At 72.0% G+C, this 25,005-nt stretch carries 21 protein-coding genes; 16 read left to right on the top strand and 5 right to left on the bottom strand.

The window, feature by feature from the left end; genetic code table 11:
* Positions 1-114 precede the first annotated feature (114 nt).
* The 7 genes from NNW99_RS05780 to NNW99_RS05750 all read left to right on the top strand — a co-directional run bounded on the left by NNW99_RS05780 (position 115) and on the right by NNW99_RS05750 (position 9,047).
* Complete coding sequence (locus NNW99_RS05780) at positions 115-957, top strand: nitrilase-related carbon-nitrogen hydrolase (protein WP_215117617.1); 843 nt, start codon at positions 115-117, stop codon at positions 955-957.
* Positions 954-2,240: an aspartate aminotransferase family protein gene (locus NNW99_RS05775; protein WP_215117616.1), complete on the top strand. Its 1,287-nt coding sequence runs from the start codon at positions 954-956 to the stop codon at positions 2,238-2,240. Before NNW99_RS05780 ends, NNW99_RS05775 begins: the two co-directional genes overlap by 4 nt.
* A gap of 27 nt (positions 2,241-2,267) precedes the next feature.
* Positions 2,268-3,836 (top strand): PucR family transcriptional regulator, encoded by a 1,569-nt coding sequence (locus tag NNW99_RS05770; protein WP_215117615.1) that lies wholly within the window; start codon positions 2,268-2,270, stop codon positions 3,834-3,836.
* 155 nt (positions 3,837-3,991) lie between these two features.
* On the top strand, positions 3,992-4,834 hold the full coding sequence (locus NNW99_RS05765; protein ID WP_215117614.1) for a nitrilase-related carbon-nitrogen hydrolase: 843 nt from the start codon (positions 3,992-3,994) through the stop codon (positions 4,832-4,834).
* A 94-nt stretch (positions 4,835-4,928) separates the two neighbouring features.
* Complete coding sequence (hydA, locus tag NNW99_RS05760) at positions 4,929-6,332, top strand: dihydropyrimidinase (protein WP_215117613.1); 1,404 nt, start codon at positions 4,929-4,931, stop codon at positions 6,330-6,332.
* A gap of 12 nt (positions 6,333-6,344) precedes the next feature.
* Positions 6,345-7,367 carry a TIGR03842 family LLM class F420-dependent oxidoreductase gene (locus tag NNW99_RS05755; RefSeq protein WP_215117612.1) on the top strand — a complete coding sequence of 341 codons (1,023 nt, stop codon included), beginning with the start codon at positions 6,345-6,347 and terminating at the stop codon, positions 7,365-7,367.
* A 153-nt stretch (positions 7,368-7,520) separates the two neighbouring features.
* Positions 7,521-9,047: an NCS1 family nucleobase:cation symporter-1 gene (locus NNW99_RS05750; protein ID WP_215117611.1), complete on the top strand. Its 1,527-nt coding sequence runs from the start codon at positions 7,521-7,523 to the stop codon at positions 9,045-9,047.
* A 25-nt stretch (positions 9,048-9,072) separates the two neighbouring features.
* Here the strand turns inward: NNW99_RS05750 and NNW99_RS05745 are convergent, their stop codons facing one another.
* On the bottom strand, positions 9,073-9,747 hold the full coding sequence (locus tag NNW99_RS05745) for a hypothetical protein (RefSeq protein WP_215117610.1): 675 nt from the start codon (positions 9,745-9,747) through the stop codon (positions 9,073-9,075).
* A gap of 273 nt (positions 9,748-10,020) precedes the next feature.
* On the opposite strand from NNW99_RS05745, the gene NNW99_RS05740 reads away from it, so the two are divergent.
* The 4 genes from NNW99_RS05740 (at position 10,021) to NNW99_RS05725 (ending at position 14,912) form a co-directional block, all read left to right on the top strand.
* Positions 10,021-11,847 carry a gamma-glutamyltransferase family protein gene (locus tag NNW99_RS05740; protein ID WP_215117609.1) on the top strand — a complete coding sequence of 609 codons (1,827 nt, stop codon included), beginning with the start codon at positions 10,021-10,023 and terminating at the stop codon, positions 11,845-11,847.
* 121 nt (positions 11,848-11,968) lie between these two features.
* Positions 11,969-12,814 carry an inositol monophosphatase family protein gene (locus NNW99_RS05735; RefSeq protein ID WP_215117608.1) on the top strand — a complete coding sequence of 282 codons (846 nt, stop codon included), beginning with the start codon at positions 11,969-11,971 and terminating at the stop codon, positions 12,812-12,814.
* Positions 12,815-12,996: 182 nt separating this feature from the next.
* On the top strand, positions 12,997-14,406 hold the full coding sequence (locus NNW99_RS05730) for an NAD(P)/FAD-dependent oxidoreductase (protein ID WP_215117607.1): 1,410 nt from the start codon (positions 12,997-12,999) through the stop codon (positions 14,404-14,406).
* Entirely contained in the window at positions 14,403-14,912 is a 510-nt protein-coding gene (locus tag NNW99_RS05725) for an O-acetyl-ADP-ribose deacetylase (RefSeq protein ID WP_215117606.1), read from the top strand. Before NNW99_RS05730 ends, NNW99_RS05725 begins: the two co-directional genes overlap by 4 nt.
* Positions 14,913-14,925: 13 nt before the next feature.
* Here NNW99_RS05725 and NNW99_RS05720 read toward each other — a convergent pair whose 3' ends face one another.
* Positions 14,926-15,762 (bottom strand): class II glutamine amidotransferase, encoded by an 837-nt coding sequence (locus NNW99_RS05720; RefSeq protein ID WP_215117605.1) that lies wholly within the window; start codon positions 15,760-15,762, stop codon positions 14,926-14,928.
* 216 nt (positions 15,763-15,978) lie between these two features.
* On the opposite strand from NNW99_RS05720, the gene NNW99_RS05715 reads away from it, so the two are divergent.
* The 3 genes from NNW99_RS05715 to NNW99_RS05705 all read left to right on the top strand — a co-directional run bounded on the left by NNW99_RS05715 (position 15,979) and on the right by NNW99_RS05705 (position 19,491).
* Positions 15,979-18,660 carry a LuxR C-terminal-related transcriptional regulator gene (locus tag NNW99_RS05715; RefSeq protein WP_215117604.1) on the top strand — a complete coding sequence of 894 codons (2,682 nt, stop codon included), beginning with the start codon at positions 15,979-15,981 and terminating at the stop codon, positions 18,658-18,660.
* Positions 18,657-19,178, top strand: coding sequence for a hypothetical protein (locus tag NNW99_RS05710; protein WP_215117603.1), 522 nt, complete (start codon positions 18,657-18,659; stop codon positions 19,176-19,178). The genes NNW99_RS05715 and NNW99_RS05710 overlap by 4 nt, the downstream gene beginning before the upstream one ends.
* Before the next feature lie 115 nt (positions 19,179-19,293).
* Positions 19,294-19,491 (top strand): hypothetical protein, encoded by a 198-nt coding sequence (locus tag NNW99_RS05705; RefSeq protein WP_215117602.1) that lies wholly within the window; start codon positions 19,294-19,296, stop codon positions 19,489-19,491.
* A gap of 26 nt (positions 19,492-19,517) precedes the next feature.
* Here the strand turns inward: NNW99_RS05705 and NNW99_RS05700 are convergent, their stop codons facing one another.
* Positions 19,518-20,924 carry a DUF2252 domain-containing protein gene (locus tag NNW99_RS05700; protein WP_215117601.1) on the bottom strand — a complete coding sequence of 469 codons (1,407 nt, stop codon included), beginning with the start codon at positions 20,922-20,924 and terminating at the stop codon, positions 19,518-19,520.
* Between the two features lie 3 nt (positions 20,925-20,927).
* Positions 20,928-21,545, bottom strand: a complete 618-nt coding sequence (locus NNW99_RS05695) for a potassium channel family protein (protein WP_215117600.1) — start codon at positions 21,543-21,545, stop codon at positions 20,928-20,930.
* A 313-nt stretch (positions 21,546-21,858) separates the two neighbouring features.
* On the opposite strand from NNW99_RS05695, the gene NNW99_RS05690 reads away from it, so the two are divergent.
* Both NNW99_RS05690 and NNW99_RS05685 read left to right on the top strand, forming a co-directional pair.
* Complete coding sequence (locus NNW99_RS05690; RefSeq protein WP_215117599.1) at positions 21,859-22,299, top strand: SHOCT domain-containing protein; 441 nt, start codon at positions 21,859-21,861, stop codon at positions 22,297-22,299.
* Between the two features lie 25 nt (positions 22,300-22,324).
* On the top strand, positions 22,325-22,774 hold the full coding sequence (locus tag NNW99_RS05685; RefSeq protein ID WP_215117598.1) for a hypothetical protein: 450 nt from the start codon (positions 22,325-22,327) through the stop codon (positions 22,772-22,774).
* A gap of 457 nt (positions 22,775-23,231) precedes the next feature.
* On the opposite strand, the gene NNW99_RS05680 is transcribed toward NNW99_RS05685, so the two are convergent.
* On the bottom strand, positions 23,232-24,884 hold the full coding sequence (locus NNW99_RS05680) for an ATP-binding cassette domain-containing protein (RefSeq protein ID WP_251057715.1): 1,653 nt from the start codon (positions 24,882-24,884) through the stop codon (positions 23,232-23,234).
* Positions 24,885-25,005: the final 121 nt, after the last annotated feature.

Here is a 25,005-nt window from a genome sequence, read left to right as displayed (position 1 = left end):
CAGCGGGTTGGGGACGATGGTCTTGGCAAGCCCGGGCCGGAGGCTTACGTTCGTGGCTCTACTGTCCGCTTCTACGGGCGTAGAGACGCAGACGTCGCGTCGAAGGAGCAGCTCATGGCCAACGTCGTACGTGCCGCTCTGGTCCAGGCCACCTGGACCGGCGACACCGAGTCCATGGTGGCGAAACACGAGGAGCACGCCCGCGAGGCGGCTCGCCGGGGCGCGCAGATCATCGGCTTCCAGGAAGTCTTCAACAGCCCCTACTTCTGTCAGGTCCAGGAGCCCGAGCACTACCGCTGGGCCGAGCCCGTCCCGGACGGCCCGACGGTCCAGCGCATGCAGGCCCTCGCGCGCGAGACCGGCATGGTGATCGTCGTGCCGGTGTTCGAGGTCGAGCAGTCCGGCTTCTACTTCAACACCGCGGCCGTGATCGACTCCGACGGCTCCTACCTCGGCAAGTACCGCAAGCACCACATCCCGCAGGTCAAGGGCTTCTGGGAGAAGTACTACTTCAAGCCCGGCAACCTCGGCTGGCCCGTCTTCGACACCGCCGTCGGCAAGGTCGGCGTCTACATCTGCTACGACCGCCACTTCCCGGAGGGCTGGCGCGAGCTCGGCCTGAAGGGCGCCCAACTCGTCTACAACCCCTCCGCCACCCACCGGGGCCTGTCGTCCCACCTGTGGCGGCTGGAGCAGCCCGCCGCGGCCGTCGCCAACGAGTACTTCGTCGCCGCGATCAACCGCGTCGGCCAGGAGGAGTACGGGGACAACGACTTCTACGGGACGTCGTACTTCGTCGACCCGCGCGGACAGTTCGTCGGCGACGTCGCGAGCGACAGCAAGGAGGAGCTCGTCATCCGAGACCTGGACCTCGGCCTCGTCGAGGAGGTGCGGCAGCAGTGGGCCTTCTACCGCGACCGCCGCCCCGACGCGTACGAAGGGCTGGTGCGGCCGTGACCGACGACCTGCTGGGCCGCCACCGGGGCGTGCTCCCCGACTGGCTCGCCCTCTACTACGAGGAGCCCCTCGAGATCACCCACGGCGAGGGCCGCCACGTCTGGGACGCCCAGGGCAACAAGTACCTCGACTTCTTCGGCGGCATCCTCACCACGATGACCGCCCACGCGCTGCCCGAGATCACCAAGGCGGTGAGCGAGCAGTCCGCGCGGATCATCCACTCCTCGACCCTTTACCTCAACCGGCCCATGGTCGAACTCGCCGAGCGTGTCGCCCAGTTGAGCGGCATCCCGGACGCCCGGGTCTTCTTCACCACCTCCGGCACCGAGGCCAACGACACCGCCCTGCTGCTGGCCACGACGTACCGGCGCAGCAACACGGTCCTGGCGATGCGCAACAGCTACCACGGCCGTTCCTTCAGCTCGGTCGGCATCACCGGCAACAGCGGCTGGTCCCCGACCTCGCTCTCCCCGCTGCAGACGCTCTACGTCCACGGCGGAGTGCGCACCCGCGGCCCCTACGCGGACCTGAGCGACGCCGAGTTCATCGCGGCCTGCGTCGAGGACCTGAAGGACATGCTCGGCCACACCCGCCCACCGGCCGCGCTGATCGCCGAACCCATCCAGGGCGTCGGCGGCTTCACCTCACCCCCGGACGGGCTGTACGCCGCCTTCCGCGAAGTGCTGAACGAGCGCGGCATCCTGTGGATCGCCGACGAGGTGCAGACCGGCTGGGGCCGCACCGGCGAGCACTTCTGGGGCTGGCAGGCCCACGGGCAGAATGGGCCGCCTGACCTCATGACCTTCGCCAAGGGCATCGGCAACGGCATGTCCATCGGCGGGGTCGTCGCCCGCTCCGAGATCATGAACTGCCTGGACTCCAACAGCATCTCCACCTTCGGCGGCACCCAGATCACCATGGCGGCGGGCCTCGCCAACCTCAACTACCTCGTGGAACACGACCTCCAAGGCAACGCCCGGCGGGTCGGCGGCCTGCTCATCGAGCGGCTGCGGGCCGCCGCCGCGCAGGTGCCGGCCGTACGGGAGGTTCGCGGACGCGGGCTGATGATCGGCATCGAGGTGACCAGGCCCGGCACCGACGAGGCCGATCCGCAGGCCGCCGCTGCCGTCCTGGAGGCGGCCCGCGAGGGAGGCCTGCTGATCGGCAAGGGCGGCGGCCACAACACCAGCTGTCTGCGCGTCGCCCCGCCGCTGTCCCTCAACGTCGCGGAGGCCGAGGAGGGCGCCGCGATCCTCGAGAACGCTCTGCGGAGCATCCGGTAGCAGCGCACCGACGCAAGGGAAGTCGCCATGGCCACCACCCCGGACACCTGGGAACCCGCCCTGTCGGTCCGGCAGGTCCTCACCCTGGAGCGGGTGCTCGCCGGGGAGCCCGAGGTGGTGGCCGGGGCGAGCCATCTGGACCGGCAGGTGCGCTGGGTGCACGTCGCCGAGGCCGCCGACGTCGGCGTGATGCTCACCGGCGGCGAGATGGTCCTCACCACCGGAGTGCTGCTCGCCGGTGACGAGGACAAGCAAGCCGAGTACGTCCGGTCCCTGCACCGCGCGGAGGCCGCCGCCGTCGTCCTCGGACTCGGCCGCGCCTTCCCCTCAGCCCCGGACGTGATGCGCCGGGCGGCCGAGCGGTGCGGGCTGCCGATGGTCGTCCTGCACCGGCCCTTCCCCTTCGTCGAACTCACCGAGGAGGTCCAGTCACGGCTCGTGCGGCGCAAGTTCGCCGCCGTCAGCCTCTCCGAGGCCGTCCGCACCGAACTCACCGCCCTCATCACCGCGGGCGCCCCGCTGCAACGCCTCCTCGACGAGGTCGCCCGGCACAGCGCCTGCCCGGTCGTCGTCACCAACCTCGCCCACCGCGTCCTCGGCACGGCGGGGGAGCGGCCCGCGGTCGACGACGTCCTGCGCGACTGGGAACGCATCGCCCGCCAGGCCGGCGGCACCGAGGGCGACGGCTGGATCCGGGCCGAACTGGGCGGACGCGGGGAGCGCTGGGGCCGCATCGTGCTGTGCGGCTACCGCGGCGACACCGCCACCGGGCGGCTGCTGGCCGACCGCGCCGCCGAGGCCCTCGTCCTGCACCGCATGCTCGGCGGCACAGCCGCGTGCTCCTGGGAGGAGCAGTCCGCGCAGGGCCTGCTGACCGACCTGGTCAGCGGCGTCGTACCGGCCCGGCAACTGCTGCCCCGGGCCCGCGCCGCCGGACTGCCCGTCAACCGGCGGACCTTCGTACCGCTGGTCGTCCGCGACGGCGACACCGGCCGCCTCGACCGGCTGCTCAGGCTGCTGGGCCTGCCCGGACTCGTCGCCGAACTCGCCGACGGCGCCACCGCCGTACTCCTCAGCCTCCCCCGCGACCAGGACGCGGGCGCCCTCGCCGCTCACTTCGCGACCCGGCTGCGCACCGAGTCCGGGTCGGAGGCCCGCACGATCGTCGCCGCCGCCGACCCCCGGGCCGACTGGGACGACGTACCCGCGGGACTGCGCGAGGCCCAGCACGTCGCGGACGCGGTCGCCGACTCCGCGGCGGTTCTCGACCTCCCGCCGGTCGTCCGCCTCAAGGACGTCCATCTGCGCGGTCTGATCCGTCTCCTGCGCGACGATCCGCAGGTGCAGTCCTTCGCGGAGCGGGAGCTGGACGGGCTGCTGTGCGAGACCGACGAGGATCTGCTGTCCGTCCTGCGCACCTATCTCGCCACCGGCCGCAACAAGTCCCGCACGGCCCAGCTCCACCACGTCTCCCGCCCGGCCCTCTACCGCCGCCTGGAGGCGATACAGGTCCGTCTCGGGGTGGACCTCGACGACTTCGAGCAGGCCGCCTCGGTGCACATCGCGCTCCTCGCACACGACGCGCAACAGCAGTGAAACCTGTGACCACCTGGGAAAACGGCGGTGAAACATGGACCCACGGCAGCGTGACACGGTGGCACGCCGCACGCCCCCAGACGTGACACGGTGCAACTCAAAGAGCGCCTCGCGACTTCCTAGGCTCACGGCACACCGAGCGACCGGAGGTCCCGATGAGCCCAGTGATCCGTGCCGCCGTCTTCCAGACCGCCTGGACGGGCGACAAGGAATCGATGATCCAGGTCCACGAGCAGGCGGCCCGCGACGCCGCCGCGCAGGGTGCTCAAGTCCTGTGCTTCCAGGAGCTGTTCTACGGACCGTACTTCTGCCAGGTCCAGGACCCCGCCTTCTACGAGTACGCCGAGCAGATCCCCGAGGGCCCCATCGTCCGCCGCTTCCAGGCCCTCGCCAAGGAACTCGGCATCGTCCTGGTGCTGCCGATGTACGAGGAGGAGCAGCCCGGCGTCCTCTACAACACCGCCGCCGTGATCGACGCGGACGGCTCCTACCTCGGCAAGTACCGCAAGACCCACATCCCCCAAGTGCGCGGCTTCTGGGAGAAGTTCTACTTCCGCCCCGGCAACAGCGGCTGGCCCGTCTTCGAGACGGCCGTCGGCAAGGTCGGCGTCTACATCTGCTACGACCGCCACTTCCCGGAGGGCTGGCGGGCACTCGGCCTCGCCGGCGCCGAGATCGTCTTCAACCCCTCCGCCACCTCGCGCGGCCTCTCCGCCTACCTGTGGCAGCTGGAACAGCCGGCGGCGGCCGTCGCCAACGAGTACTTCGTCGGCGCGATCAACCGCGTCGGCGTCGAGGAGTACGGCGACAACGACTTCTACGGCACCTCGTACTTCGTCGACCCGGAGGCCCAGTTCGTCGGCGAGGTCGCGAGCGACAAGGAGCCCGAACTGGTCGTCCGCGACCTGGACATGGCCAAACTCCGAGAGGTCCGCGACCGCTGGCAGTTCTACAGGGACCGCGCACCGGGCGCGTACGGCCCACTGACAGCACCCTGAGACGTCCGTGGGGGACGTGCCCTGAGGGGCGCGGGGAACTGCGCGATCAGCCACTGACGACCCGCACCGACCCACAGCGAGGAGCGATCACGACATGAGCAGCCGTACAGTCATCCGCGGCGGCCTCGTCATCACCGCATCCGACGAGATCCACGCCGACGTCCTGATCGAGGACGGCCGAATCGCCGCCCTCGCAGCCACAGGCACACCCGCAGCCCAAGCCTTCACAGCAGAGCGCACCATCGACGCCACCGGAAAGTACGTCATCCCCGGCGGCGTGGACGCCCACACCCACATGGAGCTGCCCTTCGGCGGCACCTTCGCCTCCGACACCTTCGAGACCGGCACCCGCGCCGCCGCCTGGGGCGGCACGACGACGATCGTCGACTTCGCCGTGCAGAGCGTCGGGCACAGCCTCCGCGAGGGCCTGGACACCTGGCACGCCAAGGCCGACGGCAACTGCGCCATCGACTACGGCTTCCACATGATCGTCTCCGACGTCAACGAGCACACGCTCAAGGAGATGGACCACCTGGTGGAGGAGGGCGTCACCTCCTTCAAGCAGTTCATGGCCTACCCGGGCGTCTTCTACAGCGACGACGGCCAGATCCTGCGCGCCATGCAGCGCTCCGCCGACAACGGCGGCCTGATCATGATGCACGCCGAGAACGGCATCGCGATCGACGTCCTGGTCGAACAGGCCCTGGCCCGGGGCGAGACCGACCCGCGCTACCACGGCGAGGTCCGCAAGGCCCTGCTGGAGGCCGAGGCCACCCACCGTGCCATCAAGCTCGCGCAGGTGGCCGGCGCGCCCCTGTACGTCGTGCACGTCTCGGCGACGGAGGCGGTCACCGAGCTGGCCCGGGCCCGCGACGAGGGTCTGCCCGTCTTCGGCGAGACCTGCCCGCAGTACCTGTTCCTGTCCACCGACAACCTCGCCGAGCCGGACTTCGCGGGCGCCAAGTACGTGTGCAGCACACCGCTCAGGCCCCGGGAGCACCAGGCCGCGCTGTGGCGGGGCCTGCGCACGAACGACCTCCAGGTCGTCTCCACCGACCACTGCCCGTTCTGCTTCGTCGGCCAGAAGGACCTCGGCCGCGGCGACTTCTCCAAGATCCCCAACGGCCTCCCGGGCGTCGAGAACCGTATGGACCTGCTCCACCAGGCGGTCCTCGACGGGCACATCTCCCGCCGCCGCTGGATCGAGATCGCCTGCGCCTCCCCGGCCCGGATGTTCGGCATGTACCCGAAGAAGGGCACCATCGCGCCGGGCGCCGACGCCGACGTCGTCATCTACGACCCGCACGCCGAGCAGGTCATGTCCGCCGAGACGCACCACATGAACGTCGACTACTCGGCGTACGAAGGAAAGCGCACCACCGGCCGGGTCGAGACGGTCCTCTCGCGCGGCGAACTCGTCATCACCGAGCGGGAGTACACCGGACACGCCGGGCACGGCGTCTTCACCCCGCGTTCCACCTGTCAGTACCTCAACTAGGGAGTGGTGCGGATGGACTTCGGACTCGTCCTGCAGACCGACCCGCCCGCGTCGCGGGTCGTCAGCCTGATGAAACGCGCGGAACGCAACGGCTTCTCGTACGGCTGGACCTTCGACTCCGCCGTGCTGTGGCAGGAACCGTTCGTGATCTACAGCCAGATCCTGGCCAACACGACCGGCCTGAAGGTCGGGCCGATGGTGACCAACCCGGGCACCCGTACCTGGGAGGTCACCGCCTCCACCTTCGCCACCCTCAACGACATGTTCGGCAACCGCACGGTCTGCGGTATCGGCCGCGGTGACTCCGCGATGCGCGTGGCAGGCCGCAAGCCCAACACCCTGGCCCGGATCAGCGAGGCCATGAAGGTCATCCGGGCCCTGGGCAGCGGTGGGGAGGCCGACCTCGGCGGCGGCACCGTCGTCCGCTTCCCCTGGATCAAGCCGGGCGCCGAACTACCGGTGTGGATGGCCGCGTACGGCCCCAAGGCCCTGAAGATGACCGGCGAGGAGGCGGACGGGTTCATCCTCCAGCTGGCCGACCTGTATCTGACCGAGTACATGGTCAAGGCCGTGAAGGACGCGGCCGTCGCCGCGGGCCGGGACCCCGACGCGGTGACCATCTGCGTGGCCGCCCCGGCCTATGTCACCGAGGACGACTCGCCCGAGGCGCTCGCCCACGCGCGCGAGCAGTGCCGGTGGTTCGGCGGCATGGTCGGCAACCACGTCGCCGACCTGGTCTCCAAGTACGGCGAGCACTCCTCCCAGGTGCCCGAGGAACTCACCGACTACATCAAGGCACGCCAGGGCTACGACTACTCCCACCACGGGCGCAGCGGCAACCCCGACACCCAGTTCGTGCCGGACGAGATCGTCGACCGGTTCTGCCTGATCGGCCCGCCCGAGCGGCACATCGAGAAGCTGAACGCGCTGCGCGCGCTGGGCGTGGACCAGTTCGCCGTCTACGACATGCACGACGCACAGGAGGCCGTGATCGACGCGTACGGGACGCGGGTCATCCCGGCCGTCAACTCCTGACACGCACACGCGCACGCACCCGCCCGGCATCACCCTTCGCACTCCCCCTTCCCGGCGGCCCGGGAAGGGGGCCCAGGACGCTCCCGAGCGCACCCCCCATCGGCGCCACCCGCATGGCCTTTCCCGTCCCACCTCCCCTGATTGGCCTGGCACATGACCGATACCGCTCCCACGGCCCCACCGCCGACCTCCCAAGTCACCCTCGCCGACGGCCGGGTGGAGATCGCCCCGGGCGCCCCCGCACCGACCGGTCCCTACGCCAACGAGGACCTGCTGCCCGTCCCCGTCGAGAAGCGCACCTGGACCACGTACAACTTCTCCGCGCTGTGGGTCGGCATGGCCCACAACACGGCCTCCTGGACCCTGGCCTCCGGGCTCATAGCCGTCGGCATGGACTGGAAGCAGGCGGTGCTCACCATCGCCCTGGCCAACGTCATCGTGCTGATACCGATGCTGCTCACCGGGCACGCCGGACCGAAGTACGGCATACCCTTCCCGGTCTTCGCCCGTGCCTCCTTCGGCATCCGCGGGGCCAACCTGCCCGCCGTCGTACGGGCGTTGGTCGCGTGCGGCTGGTTCGGCATCCAGACCTGGATCGGCGGCGAGGCCATCTACTTCCTCGCCGGCAAGCTCATCGGCACCGGCTGGACGGACGCCGCGAAGGTCGGCGGCTACGCCTGGACCATGTGGCTGTCGTTCGCGATCTTCTGGGCGCTGCAGGTCGTCATCATCTACCGGGGCATGGAGACGATCCGCCGCTTCGAGAACTGGGCGGCGCCCTTCGTGCTCGTCGGCGCGTTCGTGATGCTGTGGTGGATGAGCGACAAGGCGGGCGGCTTCGGCCCGCTGTTCGACCAGCCGTCGAAGCTCGGCTGGGGCGCCGACTTCTGGAAGCTCTTCGCACCCGCCCTGATGGGCATGATCGGCTTCTGGTCCACGCTGTCGCTGAACATCCCCGACTTCACCCGCTACGGCAAGAGCCAGAAGGCGCAGACCCGGGGCCAGGCGCTCGGCCTGCCGACGACCATGACGCTCTTCGCCTTCCTGTCGGTGATGGTCACCTCAGGTTCACAAGCCGTCTACGGTGAGGCGATCTGGGACCCGGTACAGCTCGCCGCCAAGACGGACAGCACGGTGGGCCTGCTCTTCGCGCTGGTCACGGTCCTGGTGGCGACCCTGTCGGTCAATGTCGCGGCCAACCTGGTCTCACCGGCCTTCGACTTCTCCAACATCGCGCCCCGCAGGATCAGTTTCCGGGCCGGCGCCCTCGCCACCTGCGTTCTCGGTGTGCTGATCTTCCCGTGGAAGCTGTACTCCGACCCGCAGGGCTACATCTTCACCTGGCTCGGCCTGGTCGGCGGTCTGCTCGGCACCGTCGCGGGCATCCTCATCGCCGACTACTGGATCCTGCGCCGCGCCCGCCTGGACCTGGCCGACCTCTACCGCACGGGCGGCCGTTACTGGTACGAGGGCGGCTGGAACTGGCGGGCCGTCGTCGCCTTCGCGGTCGGCGGCATCCTCGCCGTCGGCGGCGCGAGCTTCAAGCCGCTGATCGACGGCCGCCCGATCCCGGCACTGGCCGACCTGGCCGACTACGGCTGGGCGGTGGGCCTGGGCACGTCGATGGTGCTGTACCTGGTGCTGATGGCGCTGCGGGGCCGGGACCGGACCACGGTCTGACCCGGGTGGGTGCGCTGGAGGGCGATCAGCCCTGGCCGCCTTCGGCCTCCAGCGCGGCCACCGCCTCCTTGGCGGCCTTGATGGCGCCCTTGTTGATCGTGTCCGTAGCGGGCGCCTTCTTCGACTCGAAGTCACTGCCGTTGTACGTGATGGTCACCAGGGCGTTGGACACGCTGACGAACACCTGGCCCTCGCGGGTCTCCTGCTTGTCCTCGGTGGAGAGGTTGACGATGGAGTACGCGCTGTCGCCGAGGCCGGGGACGTCGCCGCCGCCGCTCTTCTCCTCGGTGTGCTTCGCGTAGGCCTTGCGCGCGGCCTCGTCCGACTCCAGCACCTCGTAGGACACGTCGAGCCAGCGGTAGTCGTAGCCCTTGAGCGCGTTCCAGGAGCAGGTGCGGCGCAGCTTCGAGTCCGTGGACGGGATCTCTTTCCCGGCCGACTTGGCGCCCGGCACCAGCGACTCGACCGTCTTCTTGGCGACGCTCTCGCACGGCGCCGGAGCGGCCGCGTACGCCTGCGACACCGTCTCCGTGGACGGGCCGGACGCGGACTGGGTCTCGGTCTTCTCTTCGGCCGAGGTGTGCTCGGCGGCCTGCGGCGCTGCGAGCGGACCGGACGACAGCGCCCAGCCCATGGTCGCGAGCACGACCACCGGCGACAGGCGTGCGGTCAGGGCCAGGGGCAGAGGTAGGGAACGCACGGCGCCCTTCTGTGGGGGACGGACGGTGCGGAGCGGGCCCGCACGGCGGACGGACGACAGTGTCACACGACTCCCTGTGGGGCGGAAGTGCGAACTCGCTCCGTGCCCGCGTGGTGACGGTGCCTCACTGTTCGCTGCCGTGTTTTCGGTTGGTCCGATACCGGATGGGCGGTTTGCCCTGGCCGTGCGAGCACGCAGGGTGCCGAAGTTTTGGCCGGGCCACGACAGGGGGAGGGGACGGGTGGCGTACGACCACGAGAGGTGACAGCCCACATGTTCACGTCCCGCCCGACCCTCCAGGGCACCTTCGGAATGGTGTCCTCAACCCACTGGCTCGCCTCCCAGTCGGCGATGGCCGTGCTGGAGGACGGCGGCAATGCCTATGACGCCGCCGTGGCGGGCGCGTTCGTGCTGCATGTGGTGGAGCCGCATCTGAACGGTCCGGCCGGCGAGGTGCCGATTCTGCTGGCGCCGGCCGGGGGTGAGGTGCGGGTGCTGTGCGGGCAGGGCGTCGCACCCGCCGGGGCGAACGTCGCGCACTACCGGGGCCTCGGGCTGGACCTCGTCCCCGGCACCGGGCCGCTCGCCGCCGCCGTGCCCGGAGCGTTCGACGCCTGGATGGTGCTGCTGCGCGACCACGGCACCAAGTCCCTCGCCGACGTCCTGAAGTACGCCATCGGGTACGCCGAGCACGGGCACGCGCCCGTGGAGCGCGTCGGGGAGACCGTGGAGACCGTCCGCGAGCTGTTCGAGACGGAGTGGACCTCGTCGGCCGACGTGTACCTGCCCGGCGGAAAGGCACCCCGCCCCGGCGAGCTCTTCGGCAACCCCGTGCTCGCCGCCACCTGGAAGCGGCTGCTCGGCGAGACCGCCGGGGCCGGCGACCGGGAGGCCCGGATCGAGGCCGCGCGGCAGGTGTGGCGCACCGGATTCATCGCCGAGGCCCTCGTACGCCAGGCCGCGCGCCCCACCCTGGACACCAGCGGCACCCACCACACCGGCACCCTCACCGCCGCAGACCTCGCTGCCTGGTCCGCGACCTACGAGACGCCGGTGACGTACGACTGGAACGGCTGGACCGTCTGCAAGCCCGGCCCCTGGAGCCAGGGCCCCGTCCTCCTCCAGCAGCTCGCCCTGCTCCCGCCCGAGCTGCCCCGCTACGGCTCCGCCGACTACGTCCACCTCCTGGTCGAGGGCTGCAAGCTCGCCATGGCCGACCGGGAGGCCTGGTACGGGGACGCCGCCGACGTGCCGCTCGACGACCTGCTGTCCGACGGGTACAACACGGCCCGGCGGGCCCTCGTCGGCGAGCGGTCCGACCACGACCTCAGGCCCGGCAGCCCCGGCGGACGCACCCCGCGGCTGTGCGCCCACGCGCGCGTGGCGGCCGCCGCCCCGGGGGGCTCCAACGCCCTGGGCGCCGGCGAACCGACCGTCGCCAAGAGCCCTACGTCCCCCGTGCCGGGCGAACCGGAGGTCCTCGGCGACGGCACCACCCGGGGCGACACCTGCCACCTCGACGTCGTCGACCGCTGGGGCAACATGATCTCGGCCACGCCCAGCGGCGGCTGGCTCCAGTCCAACCCCGTCGTGCCCGAACTGGGCTTCCCGCTCGGCACCCGGCTCCAGATGACCTGGCTGGAGGAGGGCCTGCCGGGCTCCCTCACCCCCGGTCGCCGCCCCCGCACCACGCTCACGCCCTCGATCGCCCTGCGCGAGGGCGTGCCCGTCATGGCGTTCGGCACCCCGGGCGGGGACCAGCAGGACCAGTGGCAGCTGCACTTCCTCCTCGCGGTCGCGCTGCGCGCCCGGGTCCGCGGCGGCCCCGACCTGCAGGGCGCGATCGACGCCCCGAACTGGCACAACGACAGCTTCCCCGGCTCCTTCTACCCCCGCGGCATGCGCCCGGGGAGCGTCACCGTGGAGTCCCGCTTCGACCCGGAGGTCGTCGCCGAGCTGCGGCGGCGCGGCCACGAGGTGACCGTCGGCGGCCCCTGGTCGGAGGGCCGGCTGTGCGCCGTCGCACGGGACCCGGAGACGGGCGTGCTGTCGGCGGCGGCGAACCCGCGCGGCATGCAGGGATACGCGGTCGGCCGGTGATCCGGCGGGGCCGCCGTCGCCCGGCCCGAGCGGACCCGCCGTCGTCCATCGTTCATCGTCATGCCACCCGGGGTGCACCCGGCATGCGGGCATTGTCAGTGGCGCGTGTTGTCATGGAGGGGTGATCGACAGCAACGAAACCATCGAAGAGTTTCTCGTACAGCACGCCTCCGAGATCGAGGAGGCGATCCGCAAGGCCGCCGCGACCGAGATCATGCCGCGCTGGCGCCGGCTCGCCGCGCACGAGGTGGACGAGAAGAACGGCCCGCACGACCTGGTGACGGACGCCGACCGCAAGGCCGAGCTGTACCTGACCGACGTCCTGGCCGAGCTGCTGCCCGGCTCGGTCGTGGTGGGCGAGGAAGCCGTCCACGCCAACCCGGCGTCGTACGAGGCGATATGCGGCGACGCCCCGGTCTGGATCGTCGACCCGGTCGACGGGACCCGGCAGTTCGTGCACGGCGACGCCGGGTTCTGCACCCTGGTCGCGCTGGCGCACGGCGGAACCGTGCTCGCCTCCTGGACCTACGCGCCCGCCCGCGAGCAGTTCGCCACCGCCCGGCGCGGCAAGGGCGCCTACCTCGACGGCGAGCGGCTGTTCGCCGGAGTGCCGGAGCCCGGCCGGGACCTCCGCGTGGCCACCTCCCACCCCGACTACACGACGGACGAACAGAAGCACGCCCTGCTCGGCCTGCGCACCGACGGGGTCGCGCCGCGCCCGTGCGGCTCGGCCGGACTGGAGTATCTCGCCATCGCCCGGGGCGAATCGGACGCGGTCGCGTTCTCCTGGGAGGCCGCGTGGGACCACGCCGCGGGGCTGCTCCTGGTCGAGGAGGCGGGCGGCGCCCACCTGACCCGCACGGGAGAGCCGTTCCGCATCACGGGCGGCAACGACCTCCCCTTCACCGCGGCCCGCGACGCGGCGACGGCCCGGCATGTGGCGGGACTGCTCTCGGGCGGAGCGTGAGTGGTCACCGACCGTACACACCTGGTCGCTCGACGGCGCTCCAGGCGGCCTCCAGAGGCCTTCCAGGGGTCCTCCAGGCCTCTTCGAGGCCGGAAATCACCCGCGGCCGGTGACTGTCAGTCCCCGGGCATATCCTGACCTTCAGTGGCCGTCGGCTGACGAAGGGGTCAGAGGTGCCGTCGATGCTCGATGCCGTCGTAGTGGGTGCGGGACCCAACGGACTGACCGCGGCCGTGGAGCTGGCCCGCCGCGGCTTCTCCGTCGCGGTCTTCGAGGCCCGGGGCACCGTGGGCGGCGGAGCCCGCACCGAAGAGCTCACCCTGCCCGGCTTCCACCACGACCCGTGCGCCGCGGCGCACCCGCTCGGCATCAACTCACCGGCGTTCCGCGCCCTGCCGCTGGAGCGGTACGGCCTGGAGTGGCTGCACGCCGAGCTGCCCATGGCACACCCCTTCCCGGACGGTACGGCGGCCGTGCTGTCCCGGTCGGTGGGCGAGACCGCAGCCTCCTTCGGGCCGCGCGACGCCGGGGCGTACCGCAGGCTCGTCGAGCCCTTCCTGCCCAAGTGGGACACCCTGGCCCGGGACTTCATGTCCCTGCCGCTCACCGCGCTGCCCCGCGACCCGGTCACCCTCGCCCGCTTCGGCCTCGTCGGACTGCCCCCGTCGACCCTGCTGATGCGCCGCTTCCGCGACGAACCGGCCAGGACGCTGTTCGCCGGTCTCGTCGCGCATGTCATGGCACCCCTCGGCGGCTTCGCCACCGGCGCCATCGGCCTGGTCTTCGCCCTCGCGGCGCACGCTCGCGGCTGGCCCGTCGCCCGCGGCGGCTCCCAGTCCCTCTCCGACGCCCTCGCCGCCTATCTGCGCGACCTCGGCGGCAGCGTCCACACCGACTACGAGGTCAAGCGCCTCGACGACCTCCCCCCGGCCCGGGCGTACGTCTTTGACACCTCGCCCACCGCCCTGGCCCGCATCGCCGGCTTCGGCGACTACTACGCCGACTACCGCTACGGCCCCGGCGTCTTCAAGATCGACTACGCGCTGGACGGGCCCGTGCCGTGGACCGCGAAGGAGGCCCGCGTCGCCGGCACGGTCCAGATCGGCGCTGACAGCAAGGAGATCGGCACCGCCCTGCGCGCGGCCTCCCGGGAGGGCCGGGCCCCCGACAAGCCGTTCCTGATCACCGTCCAGCCGAGCGTCGTCGACCCCAGCCGGGCCCCGGCGGGCAAGCACGTCTTCTGGGCCTACGGCCATGTCCCGCACGGCTGGACCGGCGACCTCACCGACGCCGTCGAGCGCCAACTGGACCGCTTCGCCCCGGGGTTCCGCGACCGTGTCCTGGCCCGGGCCACCGCAGGACCGCCCGAACTCGCCGCCCGCAACGCCAACTACGTCGGCGGAGACATCGCCTCCGGCGCGGCCTCCGGACTGCAGCTCCTGCTGCGCCCCAAGGTGACCCCGTTCCCGTACCACACCCCCCATCCGGCCGTTTTCATCTGCTCGTCGGCGACCCCGCCCGGCCCCGGGGTGCACGGCATGTCGGGGCACAACGCGGCGAAGGCCGTCTGGAGGCGACTGCGGCAGTCATGACCACCATCGAAGCGGTCCAGGGCGACATCACCCGCGAGAGCGTCGACGCCATCGTCAACGCGGCCAACTCCTCCCTGCTGGGCGGGGGAGGCGTCGACGGCGCGATCCACCGGCGCGGCGGCCCCGCGATCCTCGAAGACTGCCGCAAGCTGCGCGCTTCCCACTACGGCAAGGGCCTCGCCACCGGGCAGGCCGTCGCCACCACCGCCGGAGACCTGGACGCCCACTGGGTGATCCACACGGTCGGCCCCGTGTACAGCGCCACCGAGGACCGCTCGGACCTGCTCGCCTCCTGCTACCGCGAGTCCCTCCGCGTCGCCGACGAACTCGGCGCCCGTACGGTCTCCTTCCCGGCGATCTCCACCGGCGTCTACCGCTATCCGATGCAGGACGCCGCCCGAATCGCGGTGGACACGGTGCGCGCGGCACGGACCGACGTCGAGGCGGTCCGGTTCGTCCTCTTCGACGCACCGGCCTACGAGGTGTTCGCCGCACAGCTCCGCTGAGGCACCCGCGCACTCAGACCGGCTCGGGTTCGAAGTCCCGCAGCAGCTGGTCCCGGCCCGGCTGGATGACGCCGTAGCTGCTCTCCGGTACGGCGTTCCAGACACCGGGCAGATCGCCCAGCGGCTCCGACACGACCAGCCGGGTCTCCTCGGAGACATGCCGCAGGAACGCGAGATCGGGGTGGAGGGCGCGCACGTCGTCCACCCGGCTGCTGTAGTACAGCGACCGCGAGGCCCCGCCGCTGGAGTACCGGAAGAACCACACCCGTTCGCCGTCGGTCACCGCCACCGTCATCTGGAGCGGCTGCGGCACCCCGTGCTCGTGCCCCAGCCGCTCGACGAGCCCCGCCATCCGGGCCACCGCGCCCGGCGGGTCGCCGTCGAGCCCGAAGGTGAGGGCCACGTGGAACATCACCTCGGAGTCCGTCGTGCCCTCCAGCGCCGGGAACAGCGCCGGGTCCACGGTCAGCATGAGATCCCGGCGCAGATCGTGGAACCCGGCGATCGCCCCGTTGTGCATCCACAGCCAGCGTCCGTGGCGGAAGGGGTGGCAGTTGGTCTGCTGCACGGTCGTCCCGGTGGAGGCGCGCACATGGGCGAAGAACAGCGACGAACGGACGTGGTCGGCGATCTCCCGCAGATTGCGGTTGCTCCAGGCCGGACCGGTGTCCCGGATGACGGCGGGCGTCCGCAGATGCCACGCGTACCAGCCGATCCCGAAGCCGTCGCCGTTGGTGGTCTCGACACCCATCCGCGCGTGCAGGCTCTGGTCGATCAGCGAGTGCTGCGGCCGGTAGAGGACGTCGTCGAGCAGCACGGGGGTGCCCGAGTAGGCGAGCCAGCGGCACATGGTCGGTTGCCCCCGTTCCGAGCCGCCCGGGCCGTACCGCACGGCTGCGTAGAAGGTGCGCGTGCACCTCAGCGAACCCCGGCCGACCCGCGCGCGCATCGCCCGTCGCGGGTGGTCACGGCCCGGGGGTGGGCGTGCGCAGGGGGGTGAAGCTTGAGATCCTGGGTGGTACGAGCGCTGCTTGTGATCCGTCGGACGGCGAACAAGGTGGGCTCCATGGCCGTGACCGAGGAAACCGGTGCGGAACCGGCGTCCGCGGGCGTCGACCCCACGGGCGATCCGCTGCTGCGCACCCGGTTCGCCCTGCCGAAGCGGCCCGCCACGTTCCTGCGCCGCGCCCGCCTGGCCCACCACCTCGACCAGGCGCTCGGCACGCCGCTGACCCTGGTCAACGGGGCGGCCGGCGCCGGCAAGACCCTCCTCGTCGCCGACTGGGCCGCCGGCCTCACGGAACCGGTCGCCTGGCTCACGGCCGACACCGCCGACCAGGCCCCCGGGATCTTCTGGGCGTATCTGCTGGAGGCACTGCGCGCCGCCGGCGTACCGGTGACGGGCGACGTCGGCTGCCCGGCGGAGGCGGCCCATGTGGACCGGCGGACGCTGACCAGCCTGGCCGCCGGCCTGGAGCGCCGGGACCACACCACCGTCGTCGTGCTCGACGAGTTCGACCGGGTGACCTCCCCCGAGATCGCGGAGCAGTTGCAGTTCGTCCTGCACCACGCCGGACGAGGCATGCGCCTGGTCCTCGTCTCCCGCACGGAACCCCTGCTGCCGCTGCACCGCTACCGGGCCTCGGGCGAGGTCACGGAGATCCGGAACGCCGAGCTGGCCTTCACCTCCGACGAGGCCCATGAACTGCTCTCGCGGCACGGGCTGCACCTGCGGGCCGGCGCCGTACAGGCCCTGGTGGAGCGCACCCAGGGCTGGGCCGCGGGGCTGCGGCTGTGCGCCCTGGCCGCCCGGCAGGACGCGGACCCGCACACCTATCTGAAGCAGTTCGAAGCCGACCACAGCGCGGTCGCCGACTTCCTGCTGGCCGAGGTGCTCGACCGGCAGGCACCCGGCACCCAGGACCTGCTGCTGCGCATCAGCGTCCTGGACCGCTGCTGCCCCGACCTGGTGAACGCGCTGACGCTGCGCACCGACGCGGAGCCGATCCTGGCCGGGCTGCAGCGCGAGAACGCGTTCCTCCACTACCTCGGCCACTCCTGGTACAGCCTGCACCCCCTGTTCGCGGAGATCCTCCGCGCCCACCTGAGGGAGCGCTTCCCCGGCCTGGAGCCGGAGCTGCGCGGCCGGGCCGCGCACTGGCTGCGGCGATCCGGGGCCCTGCCCGACGCGCTCGTACAGGGCGCCGCGGCGGACGACTGGGATTTCACCGCCCGCGTCGTGGTCGACGATCTCGCGATCGGGCAGCTCTTCACCGGGCTGCGCTCAGAGGAGCTGTCCTCTCTGTTCGCACGGATGAGCCCCGAGGTCACGGGCCCGGCGCCCGACCTCGTGCGCGCCGCCCGCGAGCTGGGCCGGCGCGATCTCGAACCGGGCCTCACCCATCTGCGCCAGGCCGGGGAGGCACTGGGCGGGGACGGAGCCGATACGGCCGATACGGCCCCGGTACGGCTCAGCTTCGCCCTCCTGGAAGCCCTGGCGGCCCGGCTGACCGGCTCCCCGGACAGGGCGGAGCGCGCCGCCGAGCAGGCGAGGCACCTCCAGCGGGAGGTCCCCGGGGAGCTCCTCGACGAGCACCCGGAACTCACCGCCCTCCTGCTCACCCATCTGGGCTCCGCGCGTCTGTGGGCCGGGCGCTTCGACGACGCCCGCAGCGCCCTGTCGGCGGTGGCCGCGGCTCCCGGCGGAGCGGCCACGGCACTGCCCCGCTGGGAGGCCCTCGGCCACCTGGCACTGATCGACCACCTGGGCGGCTGGCCCGGCCCGGCCGAGCACAAGGCCCTGGCGGCGGCCGGCCAGGCCGAGCGGTACAGCCTCCCGCAGCACTCCCGGTCCGGTATCGGCCCACTGGTCCTGGCCGCCGTCCTCATCGACCGCGACGAACTCGACGCGGCGCAGGCGCTCCTCGACGAAGCGGCCGCCTCCCGCCCGCTCGCCGAGGACCCGGTGGTGCGGGCCGGGCGGACCCTCACCCGAGGGCGCCTGTCCCTCGCCCGGGGGGACGCCCGGGCCGCGCTGGCGGCGGCGGAGGCGACCGTACAGACCGCCGTGAACTCACCGTGGGCCCAGGACCACGCCGCCCTGCTGGCGTCCGCCGCCCACCTGGCCCAGGGGCACCCCGAGCAGGCCCGGCAAGCCGTGGAGCCGGTGGCACACCATCGGCGGGCGTGCGCGGTCGAGGCGGCCCGCGTCCGGCTCGCGTCGGGCCACCCCGAAGGGGCCCTCGACCTGCTCGACCACCTGCCGGAGGACGACCGGCCCGGCCCGGCGTTGACCGTCCGCGCCACCCTGGTCCGCGCCGGGGCCGCCCTCGGCACCGGCGACCCCGCCACCGCCCGCCGCCTGGTCGCCCGGGCCCTCCTGGACGGCCGGCGCGAGCAGCTCCGCCGCCCGTTCCTGGAAGCCGGCCCCTGGATCCGGCCGCTGCTGAGCACCGGCCGGCCGCGGGAACTGGCCGCCGGCTGGCTCCTGGCCGGCCCCGGCCACCACCGCGCCCCCGGGCCCGCCGTACCCGACGAGCCCCCGGAGCTCGCCGTCGAGGAGCTGAGCGCACGCGAGCGTGACGTCCTGCGGCGCCTGGCCGAGATGAGGTCGACGGAGGAGATCGCCGCCGACCTCCATGTGTCCGTGAACACCGTGAAGACCCACCTCAAGAGCATCTACCGCAAGCTCGCGGTCACCCGGCGCGGCGACGCCGTCCGCCGGGCGCGCGAACGGCGGCTCCTGTGAGCGGGGCCCCGACGGCGAAGGAGAGCACCGCCGACGGTGCCGAGCGGCGGTCCCGGGCCGACTACACCGGCGGCGTCTACGGCTCCATGCTCGCCGCCTCCGTGGTGATCGGCGTCGGAACCCTGGGTTCGCTGCCCCGGGTGGAACTCGTGGCGCTGCTGCTGATGACCGGGGCGGTGTTCTGGCTCGCGCATGTGCACGCGCAGCTCTTCGGGGCGCGTCTGGCCCAGGGGACCGTGAACGGCCGGGCCGTGCTGCAGGTGTGCCGCGAGGAGTGGCCGATCCTGGAGGCCGCCGTCCCGCCCGCCGTCGCCGTGGCGATCAGCCCGCTGCTGCCCCTGGACATGCCGGGCACCCTGTGGCTGGCGCTCAGTGTGGCGGTGGCGGGGCAGGTCGGCTGGTCGTTGGCCGCGGCCGCCCGGGCCGGCGCGTCGGGGAAGCAGATGGCCGTCTCCGCCGCGGTGAACCTGCTGCTCGGTCTGCTGATCGTCGTCCTCAAGATCATTCTGAAGGAATGAGGCACCCGGTTCAGGTTCACCTGTGCCGGGTGAGGGCGGACGGCCCTCCGGGGCGGACCATCGCAAGGGAAGGGCGTGCACGGCCCGCCCCACCCCGCCCGCGGGAGAGCAGCTCATGCGCTACGAGATCCGCGTCGACGGACATATGTCGGAGACCCTGGCCAAGGTCTTCCCGGAGCTGGATCACGTGGTGATGTCCGGTCAGACGGTCCTGTACGGCCCCGTCATCGACGAGGCCCACCTGTACGGGCTGCTGACCCGCTTCCAGTCGCTCGGGCTCAGGGTCGTGGAGATGCGCCAGCTGCCGGAGTGAGCGGGCCAGAGGGGCGGGGGCGGGGGTCACAGGGTCGCCGTGCGGATCCTGCCGGAGCGGGCGGCCGCGCCCAGTGCCTCGAAGTCGCGCTCGTTCTGATCGGCGTACGACTGGGCGAAGGCGGCGAGCGCGCGGTCGAACCGGTCGCTGCCTCCCAGGTACGCCGCGATGGCCACGGCGTCGCCCGAGCGGGCGTGGGCCCGTGCCAGGCTCGCCCCGCACAGCCGCCCGAACAGGCGGAGCATGGCCGGATCCATGGTGTCCGCCCGCGCGATGCCCTTCCAGTCCCGCAGCTGGCGCACGTAGAAGTCCCGCTCGTGTCCGTCGAGGCCGACGGCGTGGGTCCAGCCCAGGAGGATGTCACTGGTCGTCTGGATCAGCCGCTGTCCCGCCACCACGCGGCGGCCCTGATTGTCGTAGCTGTCCCCGCCGGTCTGGGCGGCGAGCACCGAATGCTGTGCCTCCTTGGCCTGGAGCAGCAGGGGATCGTCGTCGTCCCGGCCGAGCAGCAGCACGATCCAGCAGCGGGTGCCGACACTGCCGACCCCCACCACCTTGCGGGCGATGTCCACCAGGCGATAGCGCCGCAGCAGATGCCTGCGCTCGGACGACAGGCTCTCCGCGTATCCCTCCAGGACGGTGAGCAGCTCCTTCTCCTGGCCGTGCGGCGAGGAGTCGCTCACCAGGTCCCGCAGCGGGGTGATCAGCGGTGGGTCGGCCGTGATCCGCCGCCCCTCGGGCGTGGTCCCGGTGAGCTTCGCGAAGGCCTGGAGGTGGGTGCGGGTGCGGGCCTTCGCCGTGGCCTCGGCGGTGCGGCGCCTGGCCTCCTTGGACATCGACTTGGCCATCAGCTCCCGCATGTGGTCGGCGTCGTCCTGCGCGTACCAGATGTCCAGGGTGCGCATGCCGGCGAACTCCCGCATCCGCTGCCGGTAGGCGCGTACGCACGTCTGCACCGCGTCGTCCTGCTCCGCGCCGTCGAAGCCGTTGGCCCGGCCCGCGATGGCGAAACTGGCCGCCAGCCGCTTGACGTCCCACTCGAACGGCCCGGCCAGGGTCTCGTCGAAGTCGTTGATGTCGAAGACCAGATGGCGCTCCGGCGAGGCCAGCAGCCGGAAGTTCAGCAGATGGGCGTCCCCGCAGAGCTGCACCCAGAGTCCGGTGTCCGCGGCGGCCCCGAGATCGGCGGCCATGATCGCCGCGGCGCCCCGGTAGAAGCGGAAGGGGGACTCCAGCATGCGGCCGTAGCGGACCGGGACCAACTCCTGTACGCGGGTGGCCGACTGGCGTTCCACCACCTCGACGGGGTCGGGCCGCTCCGGTCCCGCCTCGAACCGGCTGTGCGACGAACGCGGCACGCGTCGCCGCGCGCCCCGGCCCGACTCCGCGCGCTCGGCCGGGGACAGGGACGTCGTGGGGTTCGGTACGGTCATGGCTCAGTCCTCCCGCCGGGAGGGGAAGTCCTCCGTCGGCTCGTGGCCCCGTCTGCGCAGCCCGGTCTGCACCGCGCCGGCGAGGATGCGTGCCGCCACGCCCACCAGCAGCAGCCCGCCCATCATTTGACACATCGTCAGCACTCGTCCCGTCTGGGACCGGGCGACGATGTCGCCGTACCCGACGGTGGTGAACGTGGTGAGGGTGAAGTACAGGGAGTCCGTCTTGGTCAGCGGCTCGCTGAAGGAACCCGGGCTGGAATGCTCCAGCAGGAAGTAGGTGCCCGCGAAGAGCAGGACGAACAGGACGAGCGTGGCGGCCAAGGCCTCTACCGCCTTCAGCCGGGGGAAGGGCGAGTGGGCGATGGCCTGCACCTCCCACCAGAAGACCAGGACGACCAGCAGCAGGCCGCAGGCGAGCAGCACCGTGGTGCCGGTGCCGGTACTGCGACCGTCCAGGGGCAGCACGTAGTAGACGGTGACGAGTCCGGTCGCGATGAGCGCCGCGCGCACCAGGACGGCGGCCTTCGCGTGCCGCCTCCGGCCCTCCGGCCGCGGATGTCGCTCCGGCGCCCGCCGAGGCTTCGCGGGCTCGGTCCGGGCGGCCGCTGGATCGTTCATCTCATGTCTCTCGATCCTGTGGGGTGCGCTCTCCACCTCACCGCCGCGGCGCCGGGAACGGATCACCCGCCGCGGGTGAGTCGGCGGCCGGGCCGCGCCAGGCCGTGCCGTGCGTACTGGCCGGACGTGGGGCTCGCCTCAGTGAGGCGGGCGACGTCTTGGTGAGGCGGGAGACGCCGTCCGCGGCCGGCATCCGCCTCACCCGGCACGATCACCCGTGCCGGGTGAGGCGGCCCCGTGCCGGACATGGGCACGCTGAGTGCGGCACGGAACGGCTTGCCGGGCGGCGTGTGCCCGGGACGGAGGAGTGAGCATGAGTGCGCAGACCTACCTGGCGTACGACTTTCCGCTGTTGAGCGCCTTCTGGACGATGCTGTGGTTCTTCCTGTGGATCATGTGGTTCGTGCTGCTCTTCCGCGTCGTTCTGGACATCTTCCGTGACGACGAACTGAGCGGCTGGGCCAAGACCGGCTGGCTGGTGTTCTGCATCGTCCTGCCCTTCCTCGGCGTGTTCGTCTACGTCGTCGCGCGGGGCAAGAACATGGGCCGCCGGGAAAGGTCCCAGGCTCGGGCGCAGCAGGAGGCCTTCGACAGCTACATACGGGAGACCGCCAAGGGCGGCGAGGGACGGGGGAGCAGCGTCGACGAACTTGCCAGGCTGTCCGAGATCCGCGCCCGCGGTGACATCACGGACGACGAGTTCCGCAGGGCGAAGGAGCTGGTCCTGAGCGGCTCCGGTCCGTCGGAACCCTAGCCCCCGACAGAAACGAGGCAGCAGGATGACCGCCACACACCCTACGCACGCGCACTCGACGGCGAAACGCGAATGGGCCGTCGGTCTGATGGTCTTCGCCGCCGTCATGCTCATGATCGGTGGGATCCTGGGCATCATGCGTGGCATCGCGGCGATCGCCGAGGACGAGGTGTTCCTCTCGACCCCCAACTACGTCTTCGCGTTCGACCTCACGAGCTGGGGCTGGATCCACCTGGTCCTGGGCGCGGTCGCCGTACTCGTCAGCATGGGGCTGTTCCAGGCGTCGACCTGGGCACGCGTCGCCGGCGTGGGCATCGCCGGACTCATCATCATCGCCAACTTCCTCTCCCTGCCGTCCTATCCGGTCTGGTCGGTCGTGATGATCGCCATCTCCGGGTTCATCATCTGGGCCCTGTGCACGGTGAAGAAGGACGACGCCTGGGAGCCCTTCGAAGAGACCCCGAGCCATCGCTGAGCCCCCGCGGCGCTCCGGGCGGACCACCGAGCCGGCCCGGAGTGCGGGCCTGCCCGGCGACCTGAGACTCCGACCGGTCTTCGCCTGCGGACGCGTCAGGGCGGACCTGCCTGAGACGGATCCGGCCGGGCGTTCCGGCTGCGCCGCGTCAGCCCGGGCAGGGGGCAGCGGTCGGGCGTACCGGCCGAGCCGTGTCTGCCCGGGCAAGCCGACCCGATGGACGTTCCGGCTGAGCCGCGTCTGCCCGGGCAGACGGGTCCGGTTGGGCGTGCCGCCCCTTGGCGCTCGTCCCGGGTAGGCGGATAGGCCAGGGGGCGGGCGATCATGAGACACCGCGGATTCCCTGCGCGGGCACCCTGGGCGTTCCCATGCCTCACGCCCGCGCCGGGCAGACCGACCCACCCCGGGAGCACACGCCCTGCCCCCAAGGCCGCCCGGCATCACCGGATCGTCGTGGTCACCCCCGGGTCGGTTCCGTCCACCGTCGCTGCGACAGTGCGACGCGGGGCCACGCGGCGATGTCGCGTTGGAGTTGGCGGTCGTGGGTGGCCAGGACGATGGCTGCCCGCGTGGTGTGCAGGGCCTCGGTGAGTTCGTCGACCAGGGCGATGGACAGATGGTTGGTGGGTTCGTCCAGGAGCAGGACGTGTGGGCGGGCGGCGAGGGCCAGGGCCAGGTCGAGGCGTCGTTGCTGACCCATCGACAGCTCGGCCACGGGCTTGTCGGTGTCGCGTGAGGTGAGCAGGCCCAGCGAGCCGAGCTCCACCACCTCGCCCTCCTTCAGCACGCCCGCCGTGACGAGCTCGGCGGTGTGCGCCTCGTAGAGGTCACGAGCCCGTCGGCGCGACGCCCGCGGCGACTCCTGCCCGAGCAGCCGCAGCCGCACCCTGCGCGCCCGGTGCACCCGCCCCGAGCCGGGGGTCAGCCGCCCGGCCAGGACGGACAGCAGCGTGGACTTGCCCGCCCCGTTCGGGCCGGTCACGGCCAGCCGGTCGCCGGACGTCACCGACAGGCTCGTCGAGTCGTGCAGGCGCCCCCCGACCGTCACCTCCTCCACACGCAGCAGGACAGCACCCGGCCGGTCGGGCAGCTCGGGCAGCGAGAAACGCCGGGGCGGCACCGGCGCCGTCACCTTGTGCCGGTCCAGATCGTCCTGCCGCCGGTGGACGGACCGCACCAGCGCACCGGCCCGGGTGGCCCGCTGATGTTTGCCCGTGCCCTTGTCCGGACGCCAGCCGGTGCTCAGCCGGTTCTGCGCCTCGGACAGGGACTGCTTCAGACGCGCGTGCTCGGTCTGCTGCTGCTCGTACTCCTCCTCCCAGCGGACCAGTTCGGCCTCCCGCCCCTCGCGATAGCCCGCGTAGCCGCCGCCGTACACCCCCGGCCGGCCGTCCCGGGTGGGGTCGAGATCGAGGATCGTGGTGGCCACGTCCGCGAGGAGCGCCCGGTCGTGACTGACCACCACGACGCCGCCGGCATGCGCCCGCAGCCTGGCGGTGAGGTACTCCAGCCCCGCCAGGTCCAGGTGGTTGGTGGGCTCGTCCAGCAGCAGGAAGTCGTACTCGGCGCCCAGCAGACAGGCCAGCCGGATCCGGTAGCGCTGGCCGACCGACAGTGTGGCCAGCGGACGGGCCCGGTCGCTCACCGCCCCGAGTCCGTCCAGGGCGACGTCCACCCGGCGGTCGGCGTCCCAGGCGTCCAGCGCCTGCGCCACCTCAAGGGCGTCCGCGTAGGCCTTCCCGGCTCCGGGCTCCTCCGCCGCGAGCGCGTCCGCCGCGGCGTCCAGATCGCGCAGGGCCGCACGGGCGTCGGCCAGGTACGTGTCGATGAAGTCGCCGACCGTGCGCTCGTCCTCGGCGGGCATCTCCTGCTCGGCCAGGGCGAGGGTGCCCACACGGTGCACGCTCCCCTCGTCCGGGGCGAGGAGCCCGGCCAGGACGTGCAGCAGGGTCGACTTGCCGCGGCCGTTCTCGCCGACGACGCCCCAGCGCGACCTGGGGGAGACCTTCATGTCGACGTCGTGCAGCACGGTGCGGCCTCCGCGGTCGACGCGGATCGCGGCGCAGGTCAGCTGGGCCCGGTCGCGGGCGGGCAGAACAAGGGTGGTCACTGTCTCTTCCTCCGTGAGGAGGCACACTTCACCCCCGGCAGAAGCGGGGATGCGAGCGGGCCATCGGATCCGACGGACGGCCGGGCCCAGAACAGGGCGGGCCGTGGGCGACGTCGCGGCT

It is taken from the genome of Streptomyces sp. CRCS-T-1 (genome assembly GCF_024442335.1).
Taxonomy (GTDB): Bacteria; Actinomycetota; Actinomycetes; order Streptomycetales; family Streptomycetaceae; genus Streptomyces; species Streptomyces koelreuteriae.
Note: the sequence above shows the minus strand (reverse complement) of the source record. Positions and strands in the feature narration are given on the sequence as shown.